This window comes from Stenotrophomonas sp. YJH_SMC_135 (assembly GCF_059372355.1).
This window is the reverse complement of the sequence record NZ_JCAFVN010000003.1, coordinates 489,383-514,508: the sequence shown is the minus strand read 5'-3', so window position 1 is coordinate 514,508 and position 25,126 is coordinate 489,383. Positions and strand designations below refer to the sequence as shown.

Genomic DNA, 25,126 nt, shown 5'->3' with positions numbered 1-25,126 from the left:
CCAGCAGGGCGCGGAAGAGGATGAGGTTGCCGGCCAGCGACCGGCACTACCGTTACTTGCGCTCCAGCACCAGCAGCGGGTCGATACGGGTCTCGAACCAGTTCATGCCCCAGTGCAGGTGCGGGCCGGTGGCACGGCCGGTGGCGCCGACCGCAGCGATCACCTGGCCCTGTTCAACCCGGTCGCCGACCTTTACGTCGATGCGCGAGAGGTGCAGGAAGTTGGAGCTGACCCCGAAGCCGTGGTCGAGCAGCAACGTGCCGCCGGTCAGGTACAGGTCCGGGCCGGCGAAGGTGACGATGCCGGCGGCCGGTGCTTTCACCGGCGTGCCGGTCGGCACCGCGATGTCCATGCCGGAATGACCGGCGCCGGGCTGGCCGTTGTACACGCGGGCATTGCCGAAGCGGCCGCTGATGCGGCCCTGCACCGGCCAGATGAAGGTCTGGGTGAAGTCGGTGCGGTCGTCATCGCGGGCGCGTGCGGCGGTCACCTGCGCCTGTTCGCGCTTGATCCGCTCGGCAATCGCCGGCGGCGGGTTGACCGTCTTCGGCGGCACGCCATTGACCCGCTCTGTGGGCCAGTCGCGCGGCGTCACCGCAATGGTCGCGGTCTCGCTGCCACCATCGGGGCGCTGCACCTGCACGCGCAGCGGGCCCTTCTCGTCACGGCCGATGCCGAACACCACGCTGCCGTAGCCGCTCACCCGCAGCTGGCGACCGGCGTACTGCACGCGGCTGCCGGCGGGAACCTTGCCGATCACCAGTGCGCCCTGCGACGCACTGGCCGGGAACACCACGCGGCTGTCGATCAGGCTGCCAATGCCATCCTGCGCCTGCGCCGCGGGTACGGAAAACAGGGGCGCGGCCAGCAGCGCCCCGATCAGAAGTGCCGAGCGCATCAGCGGTTGTAGGTCATGCGCTGGCCGGCGGGTTCGCCCACCAGGTTGCTGCCGTCCCACACCAGCTGGCCGTTGACCCAGGTGGAGGCGACGCGCGAACGGAAGGTGGTGCCCTCAAACGGCGACCAGCCGCACTTGGACAGCACGTCCTCGCGCTTGACCGTGAACGGCACGTCTTCGACCAGGACCAGATCGGCGAAGTAGCCTTCGCGCAGGAAGCCACGTTCTTCCACGTCGAACAGCTGCGCCGGGGCGTGGGCGAACTTCTGCACCACCTGCTCGCGGGTCAGCTTGCCTTCGTGCACGCGCTCCAGCGCGGCCACCAGCGCGTACTGCACCAGTGGCAGGCCGGAGGGGGCCTGCGCGTAGGGCTTCTGCTTCTCTTCCCAGGTGTGCGGCGCGTGGTCGGTAGCCAGCACGTCCAGCACGTCGTCGGCCAGCGCAGCGGTGATCGCCTCGCGGTCGGACACTTCCTTGATGGCCGGGTTGCACTTGATCAGGTTGCCCTTGGTCGCATAGTCCGGACGCGCGAAGTGCAGGAAGTGCACGCAGGTTTCAGCGGTGATCTGCTTGCGGCTGCCATCGGCGCGGATCAGCGGGCCCTTCTCGAACAGCGCCAGTTCATCGGCGGTGGAGATGTGCAGCACGTGCAGGCGGGTGCCGTGTTTGCGCGCCAGCGACATCGCCAGGCGGGTCGACTTGATGCAGGCTTCGCGCGAGCGGATGTCCGGGTGCATGTCCGGGGTCAGCGCATCGCCGTACTTTTCCTGGAAGGCCTTCAGGTTGGCATCGATCATCGGCGTGTCTTCGCAGTGCGTGATGATCGGGGTCGGGCATTCGCGGAAGATCGCGTCCAGCGTTTCCGGGTTGTCGACCAGCATGTTGCCGGTCGAAGCACCCATGAACACCTTCACGCCCGGCGCCTTCTTCGGGTCCAGCGCACGGATGGCGTCCAGGTTGTCATTGCTGGCGCCGTGGTAGAAGCCGTAGTTGGCCCAGGCGCGGCCGCGCGCGAGCTCGTACTTGGCTTCCAGGATGGTCGAATCCAGCGTCGGCGGGTTGGTGTTGGGCATGTCCATGAAGCTGGTCAGGCCACCGGCCACGGCCGCAGCCGATTCGCTGGCGATGTCGCCCTTGTGGGTCAGGCCCGGTTCGCGGAAGTGCACCTGGTCATCGATCATGCCCGGGAGCAGCCAGCGCCCGGCCGCGTCCACCACCTGCTCGCCGTCGCGCGGCGCCAGCCCGTTGCCGATCTGCGCGATGCGGCCGTTCTCGATGCGCAGGTCGCCGTCGAAGGTGCGGCCTTCGTTGACCATGCGGGCATTGGTGATGAGGGTGGAGGACATGTCAATGTTTTCCTGTGCAACGGCAAGAGGGGGCGTTGGGGGACTCGGGCACGGGGTCGAAGCCGCCGGGATGGAACGGGTGGCAGCGGCCCAGCCTGCGCGCAGCCAGCCAGCTGCCGCGCAGCGGGCCGTGCCGCGAGATCGCGTCCATCGCGTATTCAGAACAGCTCGGCACGAAACGGCAGCGGGGCCCCAGCAAGGGGCTGATGAAGCGCTTGTAGAAGCGCAGCAGGGCGATGAGCAGGCGCGAGATCACCCAGTCATCTTATGCCAGTTGGCATGAAGGCCGCATTTGTGCAGGATGGGCCGTTGGTCGCATGTCGCCGATGGCCTGCGACCGGTACCAGCACCGTCGGGTGCTGGCCAGGTTCCGTACCGCGCAAGGCGGTCCGTGTTCGTCGGACTGCCCATTGGGCGCCTTGGCTCCAGGACTGAATGGAGCAGGGTGCCGAGGTTGCTGCTGCGGGTCGGGTAGGCTATAAAGGCCCGCTTTCCCGGGCCCCGGGGAATCCAAGGAAGAGCGTTTCGTGGCTGCTAAAAAAACTGCAAAGAAGGCCGCAACGGCCGCCAAGAAAACCGCCAAGCCTGTTGTGAAGAAGTTGGCGGCAAAGCCCGTTGCCAAGAAGCCGGCGAGCAAGCCGGCGACCAAGGCAGCGTCCTCGCAACCGGCGGCCAGGAAGGCCACCGCAAAGAAAACGCCGGTCAAGGCAACCAAGCCGGTGGCGAAGAAAGCCGCTGCGCCCGCCAAGGCCAAGCCAGCCGCTGCCAGCAAGAAGGCGCCGGTGAAAAAGGCCGTCAGCAAGGCTGCGCCGGTGAAGAAGACCGTCGCCAAGCCGGTGGTCAAGAAGGCAGCAGCCAAGCCGGCGCCGAAGGCGGTGGTGAAGAAGGCTGCAGCCAAGCCGGTCGCCAAGCCGGCGGCAAAGAAGGTCGCTGCGGCCAAGCCGGTCGCCACGCCTGCCGCTGCAAAGAAGGTTGCCAAGAATGTTGCCGCACCGGCCGTAAAGCCGGCCCCGGCCCCAGTAGTGAAGTCCGCACCGAAGCCTGCTGCCAAGCCGGCTCCGGCCAAGCCTGTCCCGGCCAAGACCGTGGCAGTGGCAGCAGCCCAACCGGCCCCCAAGCCGGCCCCGGCCGCCGCTCCTGCCGCTTCGAAGGCCCCGCAATCCAAGAATCCCGTGCCCGTTTCGAAATCGCCTGCCAAAACCGCCGTGAAATCCGATTCCGCCCCGAAGACCGTGTCGCGCCCTGTCGGCAAGGTTGCCGTGGCCGTCGCCGCCCGCTCGGCAGCACCGGCCCCGCGCAGCAAGTACAAGGTGGTCGAATACAAGACCGACGAGGCCACCGGCCGCCCGATCCTGCCGGCTGGCTACAAGCCGTCCTCGGAAGAGGAATACATGAGCCCGCTGCAGCAGGAGTATTTCCGCCAGCGCCTGCAGAACTGGCGCGCGGACCTGGTGGAAGAGTCCAAGCAGACCATCGAGAACCTGCGCGAGGAAGTGCGTGACATCGGCGACGAAGCCGAGCGCGCGACCCGCGAGACCGAGAACTCGCTGGAACTGCGTACCCGCGACCGCTACCGCAAGCTGATCGGCAAGATCGACAGCACCCTGAAGCGCCTGGAAGCGGGCGACTACGGTTACTGCGTCGACACCGGCGAAGAAATCGGCCTGGAGCGCCTGGAGGCGCGCCTGACCGCCGAGCGCACCATCGATGCCCAGGAGCGTTGGGAGCATCTGCAGAAGCAGCAGGGCGACTGATTCCTGATCGTTGTCTGGTCATGCAGAAAACCCGGCTTCGGCCGGGTTTTTTGTTGGGTTCGAGTTGGCTGTGTAGAGCGCCTTCCGGGTATCGGGTGGAGCCTGCGGGTGGGTCCGATGTAGAGCCGAGCCCACGCTCGGCTCAGGCCGAAGCCGGAGGGCAAGGAAGAGCAAAAGCAAAAGCAAAGGCAGGCAAGCATGGCTTGGCTCTATCAGGAGCGGTCTTGCGTGCGCTCGCGGCTGTTGAGTCCGCCTTGTAGCGAGCCGAGCACCGCAGGGGAATCAGGCGCGAAGAGGCGGCTCTATCCTGTAGAGCCGACTGCTGGTCGGCTGGCTCTCCGCGCCGTCCCCTGATTCACCGAGGAGCACAGGGCACCGGCGCGCAGCGCCGGCTCGCGGATGGCGGCGTGTTTCTTTGGTTACTTTTCTTTTCGCGCGAAAAGAAACGTGACACCCCACCGCGGTCGCGGAAAGAGCCCGCCGGGCATGGCCCGGCGCTATCGGCGCGTGGGCGCATGGAAATACGCAGCCGCGCATGGGCTCGGCTCTACAGGCTCACTGCAGGTCGCGAAGATTCAACTTCCGCAGCGTCGGGTTCTTCCACGCGGTGATCCCGGCCACGCTCAGCACCGCGAACCCGCCCAGCACCACGGCCGGTACCAGGCCGAGCAGCTTCGCCATCGTGCCGGCATAGAACGCGCCCAGCTCGTTGGACGAACTGATGAAGATGCCGTTGATCGACGATACGCGACCGCGCATTTCTTCCGGCGTGGCCAGCTGCAGGATGGTCGAGCGGATCACCACCGAGACGCCATCGAAGGCGCCGTAGAACAGCAGGATCAGCGCCGACAGCCAGAAGTGCTGCGACAGCCCGAAGCTGATCACGCACAGGCCGAAGCCGGCCACCGCGAACAGCAGCACGCGGCCGGCATTGCGGTGCAGCGGGTGGCGGGCCAGCCACAGGCCCACGCACACCGAGCCCAGCGCCGGCATCGCGCGCAGGATGCCCAGGCCTTCCGGGCCGTGGTGCAGGATTTCGTGCAGGAATGCCGGCAGCATCGCCACCACGCCGCCCAGCAGCACCGAGAACATGTCCAGCGCCATCGCGCCGACCATGATCCGGTTGCCGACCACGAAGCGCGCGCCTTCGGCGATGCTCTTGAAGATCGGCGCGGCAGGGCCGGTGTGCACCGGCTCCTCCACTTTCAGCGTGGCCAGACAGGCCATCGCCACCAGCGCGAAGGCGGTGGCCACCGCGTAGGACAGGCCCTTGCCACCGAAGCCGACCAGCACGCCGCCCAGTGCCGGGCCGGCGATCATGCCGGCCTGGAATACCACCGCGCCCAGGCCGGCGCCACGCGCGAACTGGTCACGGGCCAGTACGCGGGCGAACAGGGCGTTGTAGATCGGCGACAGGAAGGCGCGGACCATGCCGGTCAGCGCAATGGCTGCGTAGATCGGCCACACGCCGTCGATCGGCAGCCAGCCCATGGCCACGCTGGTCAATACCAGTGCGGTGGCGATCAGTCCGCAACAGGCGACCATGCCCAGGCGGCGGCGCGGCAGGTGATCCACCAGGTAACCGGCGAACGGCGCCACGCAGAAGAACGGCAGCACCTCGGCCAGGCCGATCAGGCCCAGCGAGAACGGATTGCGGGTGACTTCGTAGATGTGCCAGCCGACGGTGACCGCGACCACCTGGTAGGACAGCATCGCGAAGATGCGGTACGCCAGCAGCCTGGCGAAACCGGGCCGGGACAGCAGGCCCAGCGCGCTGTCTTCGGCTGTGGCAGGCTCGCTCACGACGGGTCGCGCTGCAGCTGGGCCTGCGCGGTCTCGCGGATGAAGGCCAGCATCGCCGCCACGCCGTTGCTGCGGGTCGGCGAGAGGTGGCGGGCCAGGCCGATGTCCTGGATGTAGCTCGGCTCGGTAGCCAGGATCTCCTGCGCCGAGCGCCCGGAGTACACACGCAGGGCCAGGAAGATCAGGCCGGAGACAATCGCCGAATCACTGATGGCATGGAAGCGCAGCGACTGCGCGTTGCCTTCGGGCACGATCCAGACCATCGACTGGCAGCCGAGCAGGCGATGCTCTTCGGTCTTCCATTCTTCCGGGAAGGCCGGCAGCTTGCGGCCGAGGTCGATCAGGTACTGGTAACGCTCGGACCAGTCGCCGAAGAAGCCGAATTCCTCGGCGATGGCGGCCTGTGCCTCGGCGGCGGTGGGTTCAAGCGGGAACGGGGAGTCGATCACAACAGTCTCTACGGTGGGGGCGTGGCCGGCGTACCGGCCACGGGGCAGGGCGGGTCAGCCGCGCTTGCGCGACCAGCGCACGCCCTGCGGGGTGTCTTCCAGCACGATGCCTTCGGCGGCCAGCTGGTCGCGGATGGCGTCGGAACGGGCGAAGTCGCGCGCCTTCTTGGCAGCGGCACGCTCATCGATCAGGCCCTGGATGCGGGCATCGTCGCCGCCGTCGCTGGCCGCAGTGCCGAACCACTGCGCTGGATCGGCCTGCAGCAGGCCCAGTGCCAGTCCGGCGCCGAGCAGTTCACCCTTCAGGCGCGCCTGCTCGGCCGGATCGGTGGCACGACGCGCATCGGCGGCGATGCGGGCCACTTCGGCCAGTGCCTGCGGGGTGTTCAGATCGTCATCCAGGGTCGCTTCGACCGTGGCCGGGATCGCAACGACCGCCTCGACTGACGCCAGTTCGCGCAAGGTGCCGTACAGGCGGTCCAGGGTGCGCACCGACTGTTCGATCAGGCCATCGGACCAGTCCAGCGGTTGCCGGTAGTGGGCCGACAGCAGGGCCAGGCGCAGTGCTTCCGGCGGGTGCTGGCGCACCAGGTCGTGCACGCGCTCGATGTTGCCCAGCGACTTGCTCATCTTGGCGCCGCCGAAGTTGAGCATGCCGTTGTGCAGCCAGAAGCGGGCGAAGATCTTGCCGCCGTGGGCGCACTCGCTCTGCGCAAGCTCGTTCTCGTGGTGCGGGAACTGCAGGTCGACGCCGCCGGCATGGATGTCGATGGTCTCGCCCAGGTGGGCGGCGGCCATTGCCGAGCACTCGATGTGCCAGCCCGGGCGGCCACGGCCCCAGGGCGACGCCCAGCCGGGCAGGTCGTCGCTGGACGGCTTCCACAGCACGAAATCACCCGGATCACGCTTGTACGGGGCCACGTCGACACGGGCGCCGGCCAGCATTTCGTCCGGATCGCGGCGCGAGAGCTTGCCGTAGCCATCGAAGCTGGCCACCGCGAACAGCACGTGGCCTTCGGCAGCGTAGGCATGCCCGTTGGTGATCAGCTGCTCGATCATGGTGATGATCTGCGGAATGTGCGCGGTCACCTCCGGCTCGATGTCCGGCGGCACCACGCCCAGCGCGGCCATGTCCTCACGGTAGGCGGCGGCGAACCTGTCGGTGATGGTGCTGATCGGTACGCCCTGCTCGCGCGCGGCGGTGTTGATCTTGTCGTCCACGTCGGTGATGTTGCGCGCGTAGCGCAGGCCACCGAAACGGCGCCGCAGCAGGTCGGCCAGCACCCCGAACACCACCGGGCCACGGGCGTTGCCGATGTGCACGTAGTTGTAGACCGTCGGGCCGCACACATACAGGGTCGGACAGGCCGGATCGAGCGGGGTGAACGGTTCGAGCTGGCGAGTCAGGTTGTTGTGCAGGCGCAGGGTCATGGGGCTGTGGCTGGGGGACAAGCCTGTGATTTTAGAACGTGTCTGCCCCCTTTGGGGGCACCCGTTGCCACCGGTGGACGCCGGGGCCACCCGGGGTGGGGTGGGCAGGAGCGGCGTGGACGGGTAATGTTCAGCCCCTTGCGCTCGCCACTGCCTACACTATTGCCGTGTCCTTGCTCCCGTCGCCAATGAAATCCACCGCGTTGCTGACCCTGGCCTGCCTGTCGGCGCTGCCCGCCGTGGTGCTGGCGCAGGAGGCCGAGCCCCGCAACCGGGTGGTGATCGTTGAGAACGTGAAGTTCGACTACGCCCAGGTGCTGAACGTGGAGCCGGTGTTCCAGACCCTGCGCGCGACCCGCACCGAGGAGCACTGCGAGCCGGTGTCGACCCGGACCCTGGCCCCGGTGAACGTGACCGGCGAGGAGCCGGTCGAGGACAAGGGCCGGATCAGCCGCTTCTGGGACTCGGTGCGCTCGATGTTCAAGCGCAGCGACGAAGAGGCCGTTGAGGAGCCCGGAGCCGAGACGCCGGCCCCGGCGCCGGCCAACACTGGCCCGATGCTGACCCGCGACTGCCGCATCGTGCCGGTGGGGCGTGAATTCCGCCGGCCCATCGCCTACGACGTGGATTACGTCTACAAGGGCACCAAGTACCGTTCGCGGCTGCCGGAAGACCCCGGCAACCGGCTCAAGATCCGGGTGTCGATCACGCCCTGGGTCGGCCCGGAGCAGGGCACGGCCAGCAATCCCTGATTCTGGGACCCCGGCCCTTGCGCCGGCCTCGGCCGCATGCAAAGATGGTTGACCATGAAGCTCACCGACTTCCAGCACGACAGCAGCGCAGCCCGACAGGCGTCGGGCATGACCTCGCGTGCGCGTCGACCGGAACCCCACATCCTCGCTGGGTAACCGGAGCTTTTTGCTGTTCGTCCGAAAAAACCCAGCCCGCCGGCTGGGTTTTTTCGTTTCCGCGCTTCGAAAATGCATCTTCTGAAAGCTGCAACTGCAATCTTCCCGCTCCACCTTTGATTCCTGTTTTCCCTTCCACCGCGTCGAAACCGGCGCCGCCACGCAAGGAAAGATGATGTCCCCCAAGCACTTCCTGAACACCCAGGACTGGAGCCGCAGCGATCTCGACGCGCTGTTGACCCAGGCGGCGCTGTTCAAGCGCAACAAGCTCGGCGACCAGCTCAAGGGCAAGTCGATCGCGCTGGTGTTCTTCAACCCGTCCATGCGCACCCGCACCAGCTTCGAACTGGGCGCGTTCCAGCTCGGTGCCCACGCGGTGGTGCTGCAGCCGGGCAAGGATGCGTGGCCGATCGAGTTCAACCTCGGCACGGTGATGGACGGCGATACCGAAGAGCACATCGCTGAAGTGGCCAAGGTGCTGGGTCGCTACTGCGACATCATCGCCGTGCGTGCGTTCCCCAAGTTCATCGACTGGGCCTACGACCGCCAGGACATCGTCCTCAACAGCTTCGCCAGGTACTCGCCGGTGCCGGTCATCAACATGGAGACCATCACCCACCCGTGCCAGGAGCTGGCCCACATCATGGCCCTGCAGGAGCACTTCGGCACCCAGGACCTGCGTGGCAAGAAGTACGTGCTGACCTGGACCTATCACCCCAAGCCGCTGAACACCGCCGTTGCCAATTCGGCGCTGACCATCGCCACCCGCATGGGCATGGACGTGACCCTGCTGTGCCCGACCGCCGACTACATCCTCGACGAGCGTTACATGGGCTGGGCCGAGCAGAACGTGGCCGAGAGCGGCGGCTCGCTGAAGATCAGCCATGACATCGACAGCGCCTACGCCGGCGCCGACGTGGTCTACGCCAAGAGCTGGGGCGCGCTGCCGTTCTTCGGCAACTGGGAACCGGAGAAGCCGATCCGCGACCAGTTCAAGCACTTCATCGTGGACGAGCGGAAGATGGCGCTGACCAACAATGGTGTGTTCAGCCACTGCCTGCCGCTGCGCCGCAACGTGAAGGCCACCGACGCGGTGATGGATTCGCCGCAGTGCATCGCCATCAACGAAGCCGAGAACCGCCTGCACGTGCAGAAGGCGATCATGGCGGCGGTTGCCGGGCGCTAGATCGAACAAGGGGTAGAGCCGACCGTTGGTCGGCTGCTCCCGCAGCGGCGCATCCAATATTCCAGCCGACCAACGGTCGGCTCTACCGAATTCCCATCCCCCAAGTGGACCTGACCCCCATGAGCAACAAAGACGTCGTTCTCGCCTTCTCCGGCGGCCTGGATACCAGCTTCTGCGTGCCGTACCTGCAGGAGCGCGGCTACAACGTGCACACCGTGTTCGCCGACACCGGCGGCGTCGATGATGAAGAGCGTGACTTCATCGAGAAGCGCGCCGCCGAACTGGGCGTGGCGAGCCACCTTACCGTCAACGGTGGCCCGGCCATCTGGGAAGGCTTCGTCAAGCCGTTTGTGTGGGCCGGCGAAGGCTACCAGGGCCAGTACCCGCTGCTGGTCTCGGACCGCTACCTGATCGTCGATGCCGCGCTGAAGCGTGCTGCCGAGCTGGGCACCAACATCATCGCCCACGGTTGCACCGGCATGGGCAACGACCAGGTCCGCTTCGACCTGGCCGTGAAGGCGCTGGGCGACTACCAGATCATCGCGCCGATCCGCGAGATCCAGAAGGAACACACCCAGACCCGCGCCTACGAGCAGAAGTACCTGGAAGAGCGTGGCTTCGGCGTGCGCGCCAAGCAGCAGGCCTACACCATCAACGAGAACCTGCTGGGCCTGACCATGTCCGGCGGCGAGATCGACCGGTGGGAAGCCCCGGGCGAGGGTGCGCGTGGCTGGTGCGCACCGCGCAGCGAGTGGCCGGAGCAGGCCCTGACCGTGACCCTGAAGTTCGTTGAAGGCGAAGCCGTCGAACTGGACGGCAAGGCGCTGCCGGGTGACCAGATCCTGGCCCAGCTCAACAAGCTGTTCGCGCCGTACGGCGTGGGCCGCGGCGTCTACACCGGCGACACCGTGATCGGCCTGAAGGGCCGCATCGTGTTCGAGGCCCCGGGCCTGGTTTCGCTGCTGGCCGCACACCGTGCGCTGGAAGATGCGGTGCTGACCAAGCAGCAGAACCGCTTCAAGCCGGACGTGGCGCGCAAGTGGGTGGAGCTGGTGTACGAAGGCTTCTACCACGACCCGCTGAAGACCGACATCGAAGCCTTCCTGAAGTCCTCGCAGGCCAAGGTCAACGGTGAAGTGGTGCTGGAAACCCGTGGTGGCCGCGTCGATGCGGTGGCCGTGAAGTCGCCGCACCTGCTCAACACCAAGGGCGCCACCTACGCGCAGTCGGCCGACTGGGGCGTGGAGGAGGCTGAAGGCTTCATCAAGCTGTTCGGCATGAGCTCCACCGTTTACGCGCAGGTCAACCGCGGTTGACCTGTGACGGGGTGCCGGCCGCTGGCCGGCGCCTCGCAACGTCGATGGAGGGTAGTGCCGGCCGCTGGCCGGCTCGTGGCACGGCTGGATCATTGCGGAGCCGGCCAGCGGCCGGCACTACCGATTTCGAACCCTACGGATATTCAGACACATGCTTGAACAGACGCTCGATCACCTGCAGGCCCTGGTGTCCTTCGACACCCGCAACCCGCCGCGTGCGATCACCACCGGTGGCATCTTCGATTACCTGCGCGACAACCTGCCCGGCTTCAACGTCGAGGTGATCGACCATGGCGCGGGCGCAGTCAGCCTGTACGCCGTGCGCGGGACGCCGAAGTACCTGTTCAACGTGCACCTGGACACCGTGCCGGACTCGCCGCACTGGAGTGCCGACCCGCATGTGATGCGGCGCCTGGACGACCGTGTGGTCGGCCTGGGTGTGTGTGACATCAAGGGCGCCGCCGCTGCGCTGGTGGCGGCGGCCAATGCCAGCGATGGCGATGCCGCCTTCCTGTTCTCCAGCGACGAGGAAGCCAACGATCCGCGCTGTATCGCCGCGTTCCTGGCCCGTGGCCTGCCGTATGAAGCGGTGCTGGTGGCCGAGCCGACCATGAGTGAAGCGGTGCTGGCGCATCGTGGCATCAGCTCGGTGCTGATGCAGTTCGCCGGCCGCGCCGGCCATGCGTCCGGCAAGCAGGACGCGGCCGCCAGCGCGCTGCACCAGGCCATGCGCTGGGGCAACCGTGCACTGGACCATGTGGAATCGCTGGCCTCGGCCCGCTTCGGCGGGCTGACCGGGCTGCGCTTCAACATCGGTCGCGTCGAAGGCGGGATCAAGGCCAACATGATCGCACCGGCTGCTGAGGTGCGCTTCGGGTTCCGCCCGCTGCCGTCGATGGACATTGATGGCCTGCTGGCGACCTTCGCCGGTTTCGCCGAACCGGAAGCCGCCGTGTTCACCGAAACGTTCCGTGGCCCCAGCCTGCCGGCCGGTGACATCGCCGAGGCCGAGAACCGCCGCCTGCTGGCGCGCGATGTGGCCGATGCGCTGGAGCTGCCGATCGGCAACGCGGTGGACTTCTGGACCGAGGCCTCGCTGTTCTCCGCCGGTGGCTACACCACGCTGGTGTTCGGCCCGGGCGACATCGCCCAGGCCCACACCGCCGATGAGTTCGTGACGCTGGAGCAGCTGCAGCGCTACACCGACGCCGTGCATCGCATCATCGCCGCCGGCGCCTGATCGACCCTACAACGCCGCCCGGCCCTGGCCGGGTGGAACTGCAACGCGGCGACCGCCGCCTGTGACGAAACCGAAATGTCTCCTGCCCTCCAGCCCCACCGCCAGACCCGCCAGACCATCGTGCGCCTGCTTTCCAGCATGGCCAGCGCGAAGGAGATCAGCCAGTACCTCAAGCGCTTCTCGCAGCTGGACGCCAAGCGCTTCGCCGTGGTCAAGGTCGGCGGCGCGGTGCTGCGCGACGACCTCGACGCGCTGACCTCTTCGCTGTCGTTCCTGCAGGAAGTCGGGCTGACCCCGATCGTGCTGCACGGCGCCGGCCCGCAGCTGGATGCCGAACTGTCGGCCGCCGGCATCGAGAAGCAGACCGTCAACGGCCTGCGCGTGACGTCGCCGGAAGCGCTGGCGATCGTGCGCCGGGTGTTCCAGCAGTCCAACCTGCGCCTGGTCGAGGCGCTGCAGCAGAACGGCGCGCGCGCCACCTCGATCACCGGCGGCGTGTTCGAGGCCGAGTACCTGGACGTGGACACCTACGGCCTGGTCGGCGAGGTGAAGAAGGTCAACCTGGCACCGATCGAGGCCAGCCTGCGTGCCGGGTCGATCCCGGTCATCACCAGCCTGGGCGAGACCGCTGGCGGCCAGATCCTCAACGTCAACGCCGACTTCGCCGCCAACGAGCTGGTGCAGGAACTGCAGCCATACAAGATCATCTTCCTGACCGGCACTGGCGGCCTGCTGGACGAGCAGGGCAACGTGATCGATTCGATCAACCTGTCCACCGAGTACGACCACCTGATCGCGCAGCCGTGGATCCACGGCGGCATGAAGGTGAAGATCGAACAGATCAAGGATCTGCTCGATCGCCTGCCGCTGGAATCGTCGGTGTCGATCACGCGCCCGGCCGATCTGGCCAAGGAACTGTTCACCCACAAGGGTTCGGGGACGCTTGTGCGCAAGGGCGAGAAGGTGCTGCGCGCCACCGCCTGGAACGCGCTGGACCTGCCGCGCCTGAAGGGCCTGATCGAATCCAGCTTCGGCCGCACCCTGGTGCCGGAGTACTTCGAAAAGACGAAGCTGCTGCGCGCCTACGTCAGCGAGAACTACCGCACCGCGGTGATCCTCACCGACGAGGCCGAGGGCGTGTACCTGGACAAGTTCGCCGTGCTCGACGATGCGCAGGGCGAGGGCCTGGGCCGCGCGGTCTGGAACGTGATGCTGGAGGAAACCCCGCAGCTGTTCTGGCGTTCGCGCCATGGCAATCCGATCAACCACTTCTATTACGCTGAATCCGACGGCTGCTACAAGCAGGACCACTGGAAGGTGTTCTGGTTCGGCGCCGACGGCATCGACCGGATCAAGACCTATGTCGACCATTGCGCCCGGCGCGCGCCGAGCCTGCAGGGCTGAACACATGAACCATGCCGACTGGACCAAGGTCCCTACGCTGGCGGGCACCCATGCGCGGCTGGAGCCGCTGCAGATGGGGCATATCGATGGCCTGCGCGGCGCGCTTGGCGATGGCGCGTTGTCCAGGCTCTGGTACACCCAGGTGCCCGATGCGAAGACCATGGCCGGCTACGTGCAGGCAGCGCTGCAGGCGCAGGCCGAAGGCAGGGTGCTGCCGTTCGTGGTGTTCGATGCCAACGACCAGATTGTCGGCACCACCCGCTACTACGATCTGCAAGCGGACGTGCCGCGCCTGAGTATCGGTTACACCTGGTATGGCGAGTCTGCGCAACGCACCGGGGTCAACACCGAGACCAAGCTGATGCTGCTCAGCCACGCGTTCGAGCGGTTGCAGTGCCTGAGCGTCGTGTTCGAGACCAGCTGGTTCAACTTCACTTCGCGCACCGCCATCGCACGCCTCGGCGCCAAGCAGGATGGCGTGCTGCGCAACCACAAGCGGCACGCCGACGGCACGCCGCGCGACACCGTCATCTTCTCCATCATCGATGCGGAATGGCAGGGCGTGAAGCGCCACCTGCAGTACCGCCTGGACAGCCACGCATGAACGATTCGACTTTCACCCTGGGCATCGTCGGGGCCCGCGGCCATACCGGCGCCGAGCTGATCAAGCTGGTGGCCGCCCATCCGCGCCTGGATCTGGCCTTCGTCTCCTCGCGCGAACGCGCCGGGCAGCGCCTGTCCGACCACCACCCGGAATTCCAGGGCGAGCTGCAGTACGAGAACCTGGATGTCGACGCGGTGGCCGCCAAAGGCGTGGACGCGGTAATCCTGGCCCTGCCCAACGGCCTGGCCGCACCGTTCGTGGCCGCGCTTGAAGCCGCCAAGCCGGACACCGTCATCGTCGATCTCTCGGCCGACTACCGCTTCGACAACAGCTGGTATTACGGCCTGCCGGAGCTGACCCGCGGCCGCTACAACGGCCAGAAGCACATCAGCAACCCGGGCTGCTATGCCACGGCGATGCAGCTGGCGGTGCATCCGCTGCTGGACCTGCTGGCCGGCCCGCCGCAGTGCTTCGGTGTCTCCGGCTACTCCGGTGCCGGTACCACGCCGTCGGACAAGAACAACGTCGAACTGCTGGCCGACAACCTGATGCCGTATGCGCTGACCAACCACGTGCACGAGCGCGAGGTGTCGGTGCAGCTGGGCGTGGCCGTCGAGTTCATGCCGCACGTCGCGCCGCATTTCCGCGGCATCACGCTGACCGCCAACCTGTGGCTGAACCGCGTGCAGACCCGCGAACAGATCGTCGAGCGCTTCCAGCAGGCCTATGCCGGCGAACCCCTGATCGAAGTGGTGGATGAAGCGCCGTGGGTCAGCCGCATCGCCGGCCGCCACGGTGCCCAGGTCGGTGGCTTCACCCTGGCCCCGGGCGGCAAGCGGGTGGTGGTGGTGGCGACCCTGGACAACCTGCTCAAGGGCGCGGCCACCCAGGCCATGCAGAACCTCAACCTTGCGCTGGGCATCGACGAACTGACGTCGATCCCGCACTGAACACGCCTTCCGGAGCCCCCATGGCAGACCTTCTTTGGCAGAAGCCCGGCGTCGCTGTCGACGCCCAGATCCAGACCTTCCTCGCCGGCGACGATGTGATCCTCGACCGCGAGTTCTTCCTGCATGACATCGCTGCCAGCGCCGCGCATGCGCAGGGCCTGCAGCACATCGGCATCCTCAGCGCCGACGAGCTGGCAGGCCTGCTGCGCGAGCTCGACGTGCTGGCGCAGGATTTCCGTGAAGGCCGCTTCGTGCTGGATACGCAGTACGAAGACGGTCACTCAGCAATCGAAGCGCGTTTGACCGAACGCCTCGGCGACGCTGGCCGCAAGATCCACACCGGCCGCAGCCGCAATGACCAGATCCTGGTCGCCACCCGCCTGTGGCTGAAGGAGAAGCTGCTGCGCGTGGCCGGGCTCAGCACCGACGTGGCCAAGATCGCGCTGGACCGTGCGCAGGCCGAGAAGGACCTGCCGATTCCCGGCTATACCCATATCCAGCGCGCCGTGGTCTCTTCGGCCGGCATGTGGTGGGCCGGATGGGCCGAGGCCTTCATCGACAACGCCATCCGCGCCCGTGACACCCATGCGCTGGTCGACGCCAATCCGCTCGGCACCGCCGCCGGCTACGGGGTGAACCTGCCGCTGGACCGCGAGCACACCACGGCCGCGCTCGGTTTCGCGCGCATGCAGATCTCGCCGATCTACGCACAGCTGTCGCGCGGCAAGTTCGAGCTGGCCGCGCTGGAAGCACTCGGTGGCGCTACGCTGGACCTGCGCCGCATCGCCTGGGACCTGTCGCTGTTCACCAGCGCCGAGTTCGGCTTCGTCGCGCTGCCGGCGCAGTACACCACCGGCAGTTCGATCATGCCCAACAAGCGCAACCCGGACGTGATCGAGCTGATGCGTGCGACCCACGCCAGCGTCGCCGCCGCGCGCACCGAGATCGAGCAGCTGCTGTCGCTGCCTTCGGGTTATCACCGTGACCTGCAGTCGTCCAAGGGCGCCATCTTCCACGGCTTCGGCCGTGGCCTGGCCGCGCTGGAACTGCTGCCGGCGCTGCTGGCCAATCTGGAGTGGCGTGACGACAGGCTGCGCGCAGCGATCGATTCGGGCATGTATGCCACCGACGTCGCCGTGGAAGCGGCGGTGGCCGGTGTGCCGTTCCGCGAGGCCTACAAGGCCGCTGCAGCCGGTGCCGACAGCGCAGGGCAGGGACGTACCCCGGAAGGCAGCCTGGCTGCGCGTGTATCGCCGGGCTCGGCTGCCGATCTGCGCCTGGACGAACTGCGCGCACGCTGGCAGGCGCTGTCCTGATGGCGGGCACTGTCTATCTGGTGATGGCGATGCGCCGGCCGGACTTCAACGATGCGGCGGTGCAGCCGCACCGCGATTTCCTCGAGGCGTTGCAGGCACAGGGAAAGCTGCAGCTGACCGGTGGTTTCGCCGATGGCAGCGGTGGCGCCTATGTGCTGTGCAATGTCGAGAGCCTGGAACAGGCGCGGGCCATCGTCGCCACCGATCCGCTGGTGACGATGCACGCTTCCGAGCTGACCGTGCACGAATGGAATACCCGCTGAGGCCCTGACCGATGACCCTGCACGCCGCCACCGTCGCTTCGCCGTTCCCGCAACAGGCGCTGCCGCCATGGCGGCGTGCGGTGCTGAAGGTCGGCAGCAGCCTGCTGGCGGCCGATGGTGGCGGCCTGTCGCCACGCCACGCGCTGGGCCTGGCCCAGTTTGTATCCGCCAACGTGCTGGCTGGGCGCGAGGTGGTGATCGTCTCCTCCGGCGCGGTTGCGGCGGGGCGCGCGATCCTGCCGCGGGCCGATGAACCCGGTGCGGCGATGGCAGCGCGGCAGGCCCTGGCCGCGCTCGGCCAGGCCCAGCTGATCGGGCTCTGGCAGCGCTTCTTCGAGCGCCCGGTGGCGCAGGTGCTGCTGACCCACGACGACCTGCGCAACCGCCGCCGCTACCTCAATGCACGCGCCACGCTGAGCGAACTGCTGCGGCTGGGTACGCTGCCGGTGGTCAACGAGAACGACACCGTATCGGTGGACGAGCTCAAGCTCGGTGACAACGACAACCTGGCCGCGACCGTGGCCGCGCTGGTCGATGCCGATGCACTGTTCATCGCCACCGACATCGACGGCCTGTACAACGCAGATCCGCGCACCGTGGCCGACGCGCGGCCACTGCACGACGTGCCGGAACTGAGTGACGATGTGCTGGCGATGGCCGGCGGCGCCGGCTCGCGCGCCGGCACCGGCGGCATGCGTACCAAGCTGGAGGCGGCGGCCAAGGCGGGCCGCCTCGGCATCGAGACCTACCTGTTCAACGGCCGCAGCAGCGATGTGGTGCGCGCGCTGGCGCAGGACCGCCTGTTCGGCACCCGCATCCACGCCGCACGCAGCCGCGAGGCTGCCCGCAAGCACTGGCTGCGGCACGCGCCGCTGGCCGAGGGCGCGATCGTCGTCGATGCCGGTGCGGCACAGGCGATGCGGGAGAAGGGCGCCTCGCTGCTGCCCGGCGGCATCACCGGTGTGGAGGGTGCGTTCCGCCGCGGTGACATGGTGCAGGTGTGCTGGATCGCGCCGCAGGGGCGTGTCTGTGTCGCCCGCGGCGTCAGCCAGTACGCCGCCGCCGACGTGCGCCGCATCGCCGGCCATCATTCGCGCGACATCCAGGCCGTGCTGGGCTACAACTACGGTGGCAGCGTCGTCCATCGTGACGACCTGGTGCTGCCATGACCGGTTTGAAGGACACCCCGATGAGCGAAATCGAAGCCCAGGCGCGCGCCTGCCGTGATGCAGCGCAGATCGTTGCCGGCCTGGACAGTGCGGCGCGACGCACGCTGCTGCTGGCGATGGCGCAGGCCCTGGAAGTAAATGCCGGACTGATCCTGGCCGGCAACGCACGCGACCTCGCCGCCGCGCGCGACAAGGGCGTTGGCAGTGCCATGCTCGACCGCCTCGCACTGGACCCGCCGCGGCTGTTCGCGATGGCCGAGGCGGTGCGCGAGGTGGCCGCGCTGCCTGACCCGGTCGGCCAGGTGACGCGCGACGACGTACGTCCCAACGGCATCCGCGTGCAGAAGGTGCGCGTGCCGCTGGGCGTGATTGCGATGATCTACGAGGCGCGCCCGAACGTGACGGCCGAAGCCGCCGCGCTGTGCCTGAAGGCCGGCAATGGCGTGATCCTGCGCGGTGGTTCCGAAGCGATCCACTCCAATACCGCCATCGCCCAGGCGCTGGCCGGTGCATTGAAGGCCAACGGCGTACCGCCGGCGGCGGTGACCGTGCTCACCGACCTGCGCCGCGAGGCGATGCTGGAACTGCTGCAGCTGCATGAGCTGATCGACCTGGCCATTCCGCGTGGCGGCGAAGGCCTGATCCGTTTCGTGGCCGAGCACGCGCGCGTGCCGGTGATCAAGCATTACAAGGGGGTGTGCCACCTGTTCGTGGACGCCAGCGCCGACCTCGGCAAGGCCATCGACCTGCTGGTGGACGGCAAGTGCAGCCGGCCGGCGGCGTGCAATTCGCTGGAGACGCTGCTGGTGCACCGCGCCGTGGCTGACGCGTTCCTGCCGCGCGTGGCGCAGGCGCTGGGTGAGCGTGGGGTGCAGCTGCGCGCCGATGCGCAGGCGCAGCCGTTGCTGCCGGGCAGCACGGCGGCGACCGAGGAGGATTACGCCGCCGAGTTCCTCGATCTGGTGCTGGCGGTGCGCGTGGTCGATGATCTTGATGCAGCCATCGCGCACATCCGCACCTATACCTCCGACCACACCGAAGTGATCGCCACCGAGGACACCGGCCACGCCGAGCGCTTCGTCAACGCGCTGCGCTCGGCGGTGGTGATGGTCAACGCTTCGTCGCGCTTCTCCGATGGTGGCCAGCTGGGCCTGGGCAGTGAGATCGGTATTTCCACCACGCGCCTGCACGCCTACGGCCCGATGGGCTTGGAAGCCCTCACCGTTGAACGATTTGTCGTGCGCGGCGAAGGGCAGACGCGTACATAAGTGGATCCACGCGGCGCGTAGATGCTCTTCGCGGCAAACCCCGGTGCCGACCAAGGCCGGCACCCACCAGGCCCAAGCGCCGACCCAGGTCGGCAGCTACACCACCTCGCGGCGGATGCCGACCGGCCGTGCGTGATCATCCATGTGCAGCGTGGCGGCCTTGCAGCCCATCAGGCGTTCGGCCAGCCCGGTGCTGGCGCCCAGATCGGCGGCCACTTCGTTGAGGCTGGCCAGGGGCCGCGGCAGGCGGCGTTCGCGGCCACGGAAGCGGGCGCGGTTGTACTCGGCCCAGGCGATCAGCAGCACACTGGCGCACAGCAGCATCAATGGCAGCGCGACCAGCACGTACGGGTCGAACTGGTTCTGCCGTTCGTAGAGCTGCCGCCAGGCCAGCTGGCCACCGATCAACCACGAGAGCAGGGTCACCAGGGGGGCCCACAGATAGAAGTAGAAACCCCAGAACGCCAGGGTGACGAAGCCCCAGGCCGTGCGCTGGAAGTGTGGCTGGCGATGCGGCTTGCGGATCATCCGCGAGTCGAAGCGGTTGGACGGGCGTTGCGCGTTCATCGGATCCCCCGGTCAGGGCTGGTCCAGGTGGCGCGCTTGCTGCGACGGCGCAGCAGCGTCTTGGGCAGCGCCACCAGGGTGGTGGAAAGGCTGATCAGCCAGTAAGCCATCGGGTACCAGATGACCCAGAAGTAATTGCGTCCAATCTGTGTTTCGTAACGCCGGTCGATGATCAGGCTGCTGGCGAACTGCAGCAGGCAGACCAGCGCCAGGATCACGCCATGCCACTCCGGCAGCAGGCTGGCGATATGCAGCTGCGGCGGCAGCTCGATGAACTTGCCCAGTGCCCACAGCAGCACGATGAACAGCATCGTGTAGGCCCAGACCACGCTCAACACGTACTCCAGTAGCACGCCCCACATGCGCCGCTCTTTCCAGTGCAGCAGCGAGTGCGCGTGGCGCAGCATCACTTCCACGCCGCCCTGGGCCCAGCGCAGGCGCTGCCGCCAGAGGCCCTTGAGCGTCTCCGGCATCAGGATGAAGCACAGCGCATTGGGTTCGTAGCGGATGTCCCAGTGCGCGCGCTGCAGGCGCCAGCTGATGTCGATGTCCTCGGTCACCATGTCATCCGACCACCAGCCGACCTGGTGCAGGGCAGTGCGGCGGAAGCCGGCGATCACGCCGGAGATGGTGAAGATGCGGCCATACACGCGCTGTGCCCGCTTGATCATGCCGATGATCGAGGAGAATTCCGCCACCTGCAGGCGTCCGAGCAGGGTGGAGCGGTTGCGGATGCGCGGGTTGCCGGTGACCGCACCGACCCGGTTGCCACTGACCAGGTGCCAGACCATCCAGTGCAGTGCATGCTCTTCCAGCATCGCATCGCCATCGATGCACACCAGGTACTCCGAGCGTGCGGCCAGTGCGCCCATGCGCAGCGCATTGGCCTTGCCCAGGTTGCGGTCCAGGTGCAGCACGCGAAGCCGTGGATGCCTTGCCGCCAGCGCATCCAGCCGTGCGCCGGTGTCATCGCTGCTGCCATCGTCGATGGCGATCACTTCGTAATCGGCGGGGTAGCGCTGGGCCAGCGCCGCAGTGAGCGTGTCGTCCAGGTTTTCTGCTTCGTTGTGGCAGGGCACCAGCAAGGTCGCGAAGGGAGGGGCGATCATCAAGGGCGGATCGTTGCGCGGACGTGAGTGACGCTCGCGCCGGAAGTAGTAGTACAGGCCACCGGACATCCAGAAGAACGCCATCACCATCGGGTAGTAGAAGGCGAACTGGAACAGGACCTGCAGCAGCGGATGCATGTCCACGTCACTTCTCCGGGTACGGGAAGTTGCCGGCGGACATTGCCGCGCGGGCATCGCGGGTGGAGGGCTGGTCGGCGATGAAGTCATCGGGGTACCAGGCGAAGTGGTGCACGCCCTGCGCCTGCAACTGGCGGATCTGCGCACGCAGGCGCGCGGCGGGAATCGGCTGCCCGCTGCGCCAATCGACGGTCTGCAGCTCGAACAGCGTGTGCTGAAGCTGCGGGTCGTGCGCGCGTACCGCGGCCAGCAACTGGTCGAGCCAGCGCTCGGGGTGCCTGCTGCCTTCCATCCACGGCATCGCCATCAGCGCCGTCTGGTCGTAGGCCTTGTTGAACAGGTCCAGGCGCTGCGCGAACCAGGCTTCGCTCTGCGGGCGGAGTACCGGCTCGGCATACAGGTTGCGCACCGTTGCCAGTTTCGGCCGCCAGCGCTGCGCGCTGTTGCGCAGAGCCAGGGTGAAGTCGATCAGTGCCTGGGTACGTGCGCTGCCATCTTCGCCGGCCGCCAGGGCGGGCAGCTCGGTGTCGCGCAGGTAGCCGTCGTCATGGAACAGCAGGCCTTCGAAGTAGGAATTGACCGCCAGGTCCTCGTAGATGTCGAGCATGATCTGCCTGGCCTTCGGGTTGGTGAAATCCAACCGGTACATGCCGTCGGCATCCCCATTGCGGATCGCCAGCACCTTGCGCTGCTCCGGGTCGGGCAGTTCGAAGCCGAGCACTGGCAACCACGCGTAGACCTTCACGCCCGCGCGGGATTTCAGCTGCCAGGCGACGCGGCTGAACAGGTCCGCCCGCATCGGCATGTGCCGGTTCGGGAAATACAGCGCATCGGCGGTGTTGTTGCCGTCCGGGTCGGCAAAGGCCTGCAGATAGACATGGGTCGGCGCGATGCGCTTGACCCGCTCGATCAATGCATCGAGATTGCGTGCCTGCTGCGCTGGATCCGGGTCATACATATCATCCAGATCGATCTGCAGGGCGCGGATGCCATCGAGCGCCACGTCTCGGCGCAGTTCGTAGGCCAGGCCTTCCACGGTCGGGTTGTTGCTCACCAGCAATCGTGCCAGCCCGTGCAGGTCGCGGGCCACTGGCGTGCTACGGCCTTCCAGGTCGAACGAAACCGGCATGCCCAGCTGCTCGGCGATGTCGTTGCTCAACTGGTTGTACGCGGCATACGGCCAGACGATGGCGCGCGGGCGCACGCCCAGGTGCTGCTGGATGCGCTGCACGCTGCGCGAAAGATCAGTGCGCAGGCGCTGCTCATACTGTGTCCCGCTCTCGTAGCTGCGCGTGGCCGGGGTGTAGATGCGGGTGACCACGGCGGGCGTGGAGTTTCCCTGCGGATTGGCAAGCACGCCGTGGTGCAGGTCGTCGGTATGGCTGGCCACTTCGATCAGGCCACTGTCGTGCATCTGCTTCAGCTGCGCCCAGGTCACGAAGTCATCGTGGCCGAACGGGCGGTAGCCGTAGTCGATGGTGCGGCCCGGTGCCATGTCCACGTAATCGGTGATCACCGCCACCAGGGCCGGGTAGTGGTAGGCCTGCAGCAGCGGGAACGCCTTGTCGTAGACGCTGCGCAGGCCATCGTCGAAGGTCAGCAGCACCGGCTTGGGAGGCAGCGTGGCGCGGCCCTGCGAGGCCTCGATCAGCTGCGACAGCGAAACCGGGTGGTAGCCGTGCGCGCCCAGCCAGTCCAGGTGCGCGGCGAAGTTCTGCGTGCTCACCGCATAGGAATCGGCATCACCCTTGGCGGCCACCTTGTCGCGGATGTCGTGGTAGCTGAGGATCAGCAGGCCGTTGTCGATCGCATCAAGATGCAGGGGCTGCTGCGCGAACGCCGGTGGCACGCAGGCCAGCAGCAGGAGCACGATCAGTCGCAGGAAGCGGGCCATGTCAGTCTCCCCAGCGCAATGCGGCTTCGAAGCCGATATGGCGCTCGCGATGGCCGTCGTAGACCGGTCGTGACCACCGCACGCCATACTCGAACACGCGGCCAGGGCCCAGCTGCCACTCGTGCATGTAGGACACCGACGGCACCAACGCGCTGCCGAAGCCGTCCTGCCAGTAGTCGCCCAGCGAGACGGTCAGCCGGTGCCGGAAGTGGCGCTCGTAGTGCCGCCACAGCTGCTGGTCGATGCGCAGGCCGATCTCGACCATGCGGTCGCGCTTCGGGTTGAAGTAAGGCGCATCATCGCGGCTGCCGCGACTGGTGTAGGCACTGGCCAGGCCATCGACCAGCCAGCGTGGGCGGGTCAGCAGGCGCTGTTGGACGCTGGTGCCGAACAGCTCGCGGTGGTTGCCGTCGTCATAGCGGAAGCGGCTCGCGCCGAACGTCCAGTGGGTGAGCTCGCTGCGCCGGTAGTCCACCTGTGCGCTCACGCTGTCGGCGGTGATGCCGGCCGCGCGCGCCTGCATCGAGGCCTCCGGGTCATTGCGTGCGACCACCACGCCGGCGTGCCAGGAATCGTTGAACTGCCAGCCGACGCCGACGCGCAGGCCGGTGTCGCCGATGTGATCGTTGGCGCGCAGGACCGCCGCTTCCGCATCCAGCTGCCCGAAGCGGTAACGCACGCCCGCACCCAGCCACAGGGGATCGATGCGCTGGTCCTGGAAGTCGGTCACGCGACGGTCGGCGAGGGCGAACAACCGCCAGCGGTCATCAAGGATCGGCGTCTCCACGTCCACGCCGTAGTGGCGGTCGTTGTTGCCCAGGGGCGAAGTACCACCGCCCCCGGAGCTGCGGCCGATGTCGGTCCATGCCTTCAGCTGCCAGCCGCGATGCGCGCGCCAGGCCTGGTCCATGCGTTCGACTGCCGGCTGGGTGGGGTAGCGTGCGACCAGGTCATCGTGCAGCGGCCGCGCCAGGTCGTCGCGCTGCAGGGCGACATAGGCCTCTTCCATGCCCAGCCGCGGTTCGATGTCCCGCGGATCGAGCGCGTGTGCCATCTGCTGGCGCTGCAGCGCCCGGCGTGGCCAGCCGCGCATCATGTAGACGCTGGCCAGCGCACTCTGCAGCCCGCCGTTGCCGGGTGCGATCTCGACCATCGACTCCAGATCGTGCTGCGCGGTGTGTAGGTCGCCGCTGTAGGCGCGCACCATCGCCAGATTGAGATCGGCCTCGTAGCGCGACCAGTTCGCGTACGGCGACTTGCCGTTGCTCCAGCGCCACGCCGGCTCCTTGTCGCGCCATGCCTGCAGCAGGTCGATGGCCTTTTCCTGCTGCTCGCTTTCCAGGTAGGCGTAAGCCAGTTCCGAATGCGAGGCGTCGCGCGTCGGGTCGCCAGCGACGGCCGCCTGCAGCACCGGGATGGCTTCTTCCGGGTGCAGGGTGCCCATCAACGAATCGCCCACTGCGGGCAGCACGTAGTCGGGCAGGGTGTGGCCTTCGGCCTGCAGTGCCCGCGCTTCCTCGCGGACCTGTGCATGGCGGCCCAGCCGGTTGAGCAGGATCAGCCGGTCCATGCGGATCCGCAGTGGTGCCTGCGAGGGCGGGGTGCCTTCGCCGCCGAGGTAGCGCTGCATGCGGGCCAGGGTCGATTCGGCTTCTTCCAGGCGGCTGTCCTCGCTGCTGCTGTAGGCCAGGCTCCAGACCACCAGCTTGGCCAGGTAGTCGCCTTCCAGGCGCTGTTTCTGCGCAGCGTCGAACAGTTGCGGGCGCTGCTGGTACAGCTCCCACGCACGCCAGGCGTTGCCGATGTCGCCCAGCGTCAATACGCGCAGCTTGAACAGCAGGTCGTCGTTGGGTTGCTGTTGGCTGGCGCGCTCGATCGCGCCCAGGGCGTCCAGCCAACGCGCCTGGTCTCGATAGCGGCCGATCTCGGCCAACGCTGCTTCGCGGTCGGGCGGGGCAGCGCTGCTGGCCCAGGCCAGGGCGGTGCAGGCGAGGCCGACGCAGAGCGCCAGCCGGCGGTGGACAACCATTGGGGACCCCCTTGGCTTCCGAACCAGACAACCTGAAAAATGTGACGCACATCACATGCCAGCTTTTGGCGTGGCCGTGGCCCG

The 25,126-nt window shown here is 67.4% G+C and carries 22 protein-coding genes; 12 read left to right on the top strand and 10 right to left on the bottom strand.

Features of this window, described 5'->3' with window-relative positions; genetic code table 11:
* Positions 1 to 52 precede the first annotated feature (52 nt).
* Genes AC5P98_RS13375 through yidD form a run of 3 tightly spaced genes read right to left on the bottom strand, consistent with a single transcriptional unit; the run spans position 53 to position 2,500 of the window.
* A complete protein-coding gene (locus AC5P98_RS13375; protein ID WP_032956132.1) occupies positions 53 to 898 on the bottom strand; it encodes a M23 family metallopeptidase in 846 nt (281 codons plus the stop codon).
* Positions 898 to 2,244, bottom strand: a complete 1,347-nt coding sequence (locus AC5P98_RS13370; protein WP_032956131.1) for a dihydroorotase — start codon at positions 2,242 to 2,244, stop codon at positions 898 to 900. The genes AC5P98_RS13375 and AC5P98_RS13370 overlap by 1 nt, the downstream gene beginning before the upstream one ends.
* 1 nt (position 2,245) lies before the next feature.
* Positions 2,246 to 2,500: a membrane protein insertion efficiency factor YidD gene (yidD, locus tag AC5P98_RS13365; protein ID WP_014037867.1), complete on the bottom strand. Its 255-nt coding sequence runs from the start codon at positions 2,498 to 2,500 to the stop codon at positions 2,246 to 2,248.
* A gap of 271 nt (positions 2,501 to 2,771) precedes the next feature.
* On the opposite strand from yidD, the gene dksA reads away from it, so the two are divergent.
* Entirely contained in the window at positions 2,772 to 3,998 is a 1,227-nt protein-coding gene (gene dksA / locus AC5P98_RS13360) for an RNA polymerase-binding protein DksA (RefSeq protein ID WP_014647794.1), read from the top strand.
* A gap of 555 nt (positions 3,999 to 4,553) precedes the next feature.
* On the opposite strand, the gene AC5P98_RS13355 is transcribed toward dksA, so the two are convergent.
* The 3 genes from AC5P98_RS13355 to cysS are packed head-to-tail and all read right to left on the bottom strand — an operon-like array spanning position 4,554 to position 7,681.
* Positions 4,554 to 5,801, bottom strand: coding sequence for an MFS transporter (locus tag AC5P98_RS13355; protein WP_032956128.1), 1,248 nt, complete (start codon positions 5,799 to 5,801; stop codon positions 4,554 to 4,556).
* On the bottom strand, positions 5,798 to 6,250 hold the full coding sequence (locus tag AC5P98_RS13350; protein ID WP_032956126.1) for a SufE family protein: 453 nt from the start codon (positions 6,248 to 6,250) through the stop codon (positions 5,798 to 5,800). The genes AC5P98_RS13355 and AC5P98_RS13350 overlap by 4 nt, the downstream gene beginning before the upstream one ends.
* Before the next feature lie 54 nt (positions 6,251 to 6,304).
* Positions 6,305 to 7,681: a cysteine--tRNA ligase gene (cysS, locus tag AC5P98_RS13345; protein WP_049406315.1), complete on the bottom strand. Its 1,377-nt coding sequence runs from the start codon at positions 7,679 to 7,681 to the stop codon at positions 6,305 to 6,307.
* A gap of 188 nt (positions 7,682 to 7,869) precedes the next feature.
* Here cysS and AC5P98_RS13340 point away from each other — a divergent pair, with 188 nt between their 5' ends.
* The 11 genes from AC5P98_RS13340 to AC5P98_RS13290 all read left to right on the top strand — a co-directional run bounded on the left by AC5P98_RS13340 (position 7,870) and on the right by AC5P98_RS13290 (position 19,305).
* Complete coding sequence (locus AC5P98_RS13340; RefSeq protein ID WP_014647790.1) at positions 7,870 to 8,433, top strand: glycine zipper 2TM domain-containing protein; 564 nt, start codon at positions 7,870 to 7,872, stop codon at positions 8,431 to 8,433.
* 331 nt (positions 8,434 to 8,764) lie between these two features.
* Complete coding sequence (locus AC5P98_RS13335; RefSeq protein WP_014647788.1) at positions 8,765 to 9,775, top strand: N-acetylornithine carbamoyltransferase; 1,011 nt, start codon at positions 8,765 to 8,767, stop codon at positions 9,773 to 9,775.
* Between the two features lie 119 nt (positions 9,776 to 9,894).
* Complete coding sequence (locus AC5P98_RS13330) at positions 9,895 to 11,091, top strand: argininosuccinate synthase (protein ID WP_014647787.1); 1,197 nt, start codon at positions 9,895 to 9,897, stop codon at positions 11,089 to 11,091.
* 151 nt (positions 11,092 to 11,242) lie between these two features.
* Positions 11,243 to 12,331 (top strand): acetylornithine deacetylase, encoded by a 1,089-nt coding sequence (locus tag AC5P98_RS13325; RefSeq protein ID WP_014647786.1) that lies wholly within the window; start codon positions 11,243 to 11,245, stop codon positions 12,329 to 12,331.
* Positions 12,332 to 12,406: 75 nt separating this feature from the next.
* Positions 12,407 to 13,735, top strand: coding sequence for an acetylglutamate kinase (locus tag AC5P98_RS13320; protein ID WP_049406136.1), 1,329 nt, complete (start codon positions 12,407 to 12,409; stop codon positions 13,733 to 13,735).
* Between the two features lie 4 nt (positions 13,736 to 13,739).
* Positions 13,740 to 14,339 (top strand): GNAT family N-acetyltransferase, encoded by a 600-nt coding sequence (locus AC5P98_RS13315; RefSeq protein ID WP_014647784.1) that lies wholly within the window; start codon positions 13,740 to 13,742, stop codon positions 14,337 to 14,339.
* A complete protein-coding gene (gene argC, locus AC5P98_RS13310) occupies positions 14,336 to 15,289 on the top strand; it encodes an N-acetyl-gamma-glutamyl-phosphate reductase (RefSeq protein ID WP_049406138.1) in 954 nt (317 codons plus the stop codon). Before AC5P98_RS13315 ends, argC begins: the two co-directional genes overlap by 4 nt.
* 20 nt (positions 15,290 to 15,309) lie before the next feature.
* Positions 15,310 to 16,605, top strand: a complete 1,296-nt coding sequence (gene argH / locus AC5P98_RS13305) for an argininosuccinate lyase (protein WP_014647782.1) — start codon at positions 15,310 to 15,312, stop codon at positions 16,603 to 16,605.
* Entirely contained in the window at positions 16,605 to 16,868 is a 264-nt protein-coding gene (locus tag AC5P98_RS13300; protein WP_014647781.1) for a YciI family protein, read from the top strand. Before argH ends, AC5P98_RS13300 begins: the two co-directional genes overlap by 1 nt.
* An 11-nt stretch (positions 16,869 to 16,879) precedes the next feature.
* Positions 16,880 to 18,037: a glutamate 5-kinase gene (gene proB, locus AC5P98_RS13295; protein ID WP_049406140.1), complete on the top strand. Its 1,158-nt coding sequence runs from the start codon at positions 16,880 to 16,882 to the stop codon at positions 18,035 to 18,037.
* Positions 18,034 to 19,305 (top strand): glutamate-5-semialdehyde dehydrogenase, encoded by a 1,272-nt coding sequence (locus tag AC5P98_RS13290; protein WP_014647779.1) that lies wholly within the window; start codon positions 18,034 to 18,036, stop codon positions 19,303 to 19,305. The genes proB and AC5P98_RS13290 overlap by 4 nt, the downstream gene beginning before the upstream one ends.
* A gap of 96 nt (positions 19,306 to 19,401) precedes the next feature.
* Here AC5P98_RS13290 and pgaD read toward each other — a convergent pair whose 3' ends face one another.
* The 4 genes from pgaD to pgaA are packed head-to-tail and all read right to left on the bottom strand — an operon-like array spanning position 19,402 to position 25,042.
* On the bottom strand, positions 19,402 to 19,872 hold the full coding sequence (pgaD, locus tag AC5P98_RS13285) for a poly-beta-1,6-N-acetyl-D-glucosamine biosynthesis protein PgaD (protein WP_014647778.1): 471 nt from the start codon (positions 19,870 to 19,872) through the stop codon (positions 19,402 to 19,404).
* Positions 19,869 to 21,119, bottom strand: a complete 1,251-nt coding sequence (gene pgaC, locus AC5P98_RS13280) for a poly-beta-1,6-N-acetyl-D-glucosamine synthase (protein ID WP_495230079.1) — start codon at positions 21,117 to 21,119, stop codon at positions 19,869 to 19,871. The genes pgaD and pgaC overlap by 4 nt, the downstream gene beginning before the upstream one ends.
* A 7-nt stretch (positions 21,120 to 21,126) precedes the next feature.
* Positions 21,127 to 23,013 (bottom strand): poly-beta-1,6-N-acetyl-D-glucosamine N-deacetylase PgaB, encoded by a 1,887-nt coding sequence (pgaB, locus tag AC5P98_RS13275; protein WP_049406965.1) that lies wholly within the window; start codon positions 23,011 to 23,013, stop codon positions 21,127 to 21,129.
* Between the two features lies 1 nt (position 23,014).
* Positions 23,015 to 25,042, bottom strand: a complete 2,028-nt coding sequence (gene pgaA, locus AC5P98_RS13270) for a poly-beta-1,6 N-acetyl-D-glucosamine export porin PgaA (protein WP_495230055.1) — start codon at positions 25,040 to 25,042, stop codon at positions 23,015 to 23,017.
* Positions 25,043 to 25,126: the final 84 nt, after the last annotated feature.

What these genes read in the sequence shown, in the direction of transcription:
- AC5P98_RS13375 (WP_032956132.1), bottom strand. Translation starts at nt 898, where the DNA reads ATGCGCTCGGCACTTCTGATCGGGGCGCTGCTGGCCGCGCCCCTGTTT.
- AC5P98_RS13370 (WP_032956131.1), bottom strand. Translation starts at nt 2,244, where the DNA reads ATGTCCTCCACCCTCATCACCAATGCCCGCATGGTCAACGAAGGCCGC.
- cysS (WP_049406315.1), bottom strand. Translation starts at nt 7,681, where the DNA reads ATGACCCTGCGCCTGCACAACAACCTGACTCGCCAGCTCGAACCGTTC.
- AC5P98_RS13340 (WP_014647790.1), top strand. Translation starts at nt 7,870, where the DNA reads ATGAAATCCACCGCGTTGCTGACCCTGGCCTGCCTGTCGGCGCTGCCC.
- AC5P98_RS13335 (WP_014647788.1), top strand. Translation starts at nt 8,765, where the DNA reads ATGTCCCCCAAGCACTTCCTGAACACCCAGGACTGGAGCCGCAGCGAT.
- AC5P98_RS13330 (WP_014647787.1), top strand. Translation starts at nt 9,895, where the DNA reads ATGAGCAACAAAGACGTCGTTCTCGCCTTCTCCGGCGGCCTGGATACC.
- AC5P98_RS13325 (WP_014647786.1), top strand. Translation starts at nt 11,243, where the DNA reads ATGCTTGAACAGACGCTCGATCACCTGCAGGCCCTGGTGTCCTTCGAC.
- AC5P98_RS13320 (WP_049406136.1), top strand. Translation starts at nt 12,407, where the DNA reads ATGTCTCCTGCCCTCCAGCCCCACCGCCAGACCCGCCAGACCATCGTG.
- AC5P98_RS13315 (WP_014647784.1), top strand. Translation starts at nt 13,740, where the DNA reads ATGAACCATGCCGACTGGACCAAGGTCCCTACGCTGGCGGGCACCCAT.
- argC (WP_049406138.1), top strand. Translation starts at nt 14,336, where the DNA reads ATGAACGATTCGACTTTCACCCTGGGCATCGTCGGGGCCCGCGGCCAT.
- argH (WP_014647782.1), top strand. Translation starts at nt 15,310, where the DNA reads ATGGCAGACCTTCTTTGGCAGAAGCCCGGCGTCGCTGTCGACGCCCAG.
- AC5P98_RS13300 (WP_014647781.1), top strand. Translation starts at nt 16,605, where the DNA reads ATGGCGGGCACTGTCTATCTGGTGATGGCGATGCGCCGGCCGGACTTC.
- proB (WP_049406140.1), top strand. Translation starts at nt 16,880, where the DNA reads ATGACCCTGCACGCCGCCACCGTCGCTTCGCCGTTCCCGCAACAGGCG.
- AC5P98_RS13290 (WP_014647779.1), top strand. Translation starts at nt 18,034, where the DNA reads ATGACCGGTTTGAAGGACACCCCGATGAGCGAAATCGAAGCCCAGGCG.
- pgaD (WP_014647778.1), bottom strand. Translation starts at nt 19,872, where the DNA reads ATGAACGCGCAACGCCCGTCCAACCGCTTCGACTCGCGGATGATCCGC.
- pgaC (WP_495230079.1), bottom strand. Translation starts at nt 21,119, where the DNA reads ATGCATCCGCTGCTGCAGGTCCTGTTCCAGTTCGCCTTCTACTACCCG.
- pgaB (WP_049406965.1), bottom strand. Translation starts at nt 23,013, where the DNA reads ATGGCCCGCTTCCTGCGACTGATCGTGCTCCTGCTGCTGGCCTGCGTG.
- pgaA (WP_495230055.1), bottom strand. Translation starts at nt 25,042, where the DNA reads ATGGTTGTCCACCGCCGGCTGGCGCTCTGCGTCGGCCTCGCCTGCACC.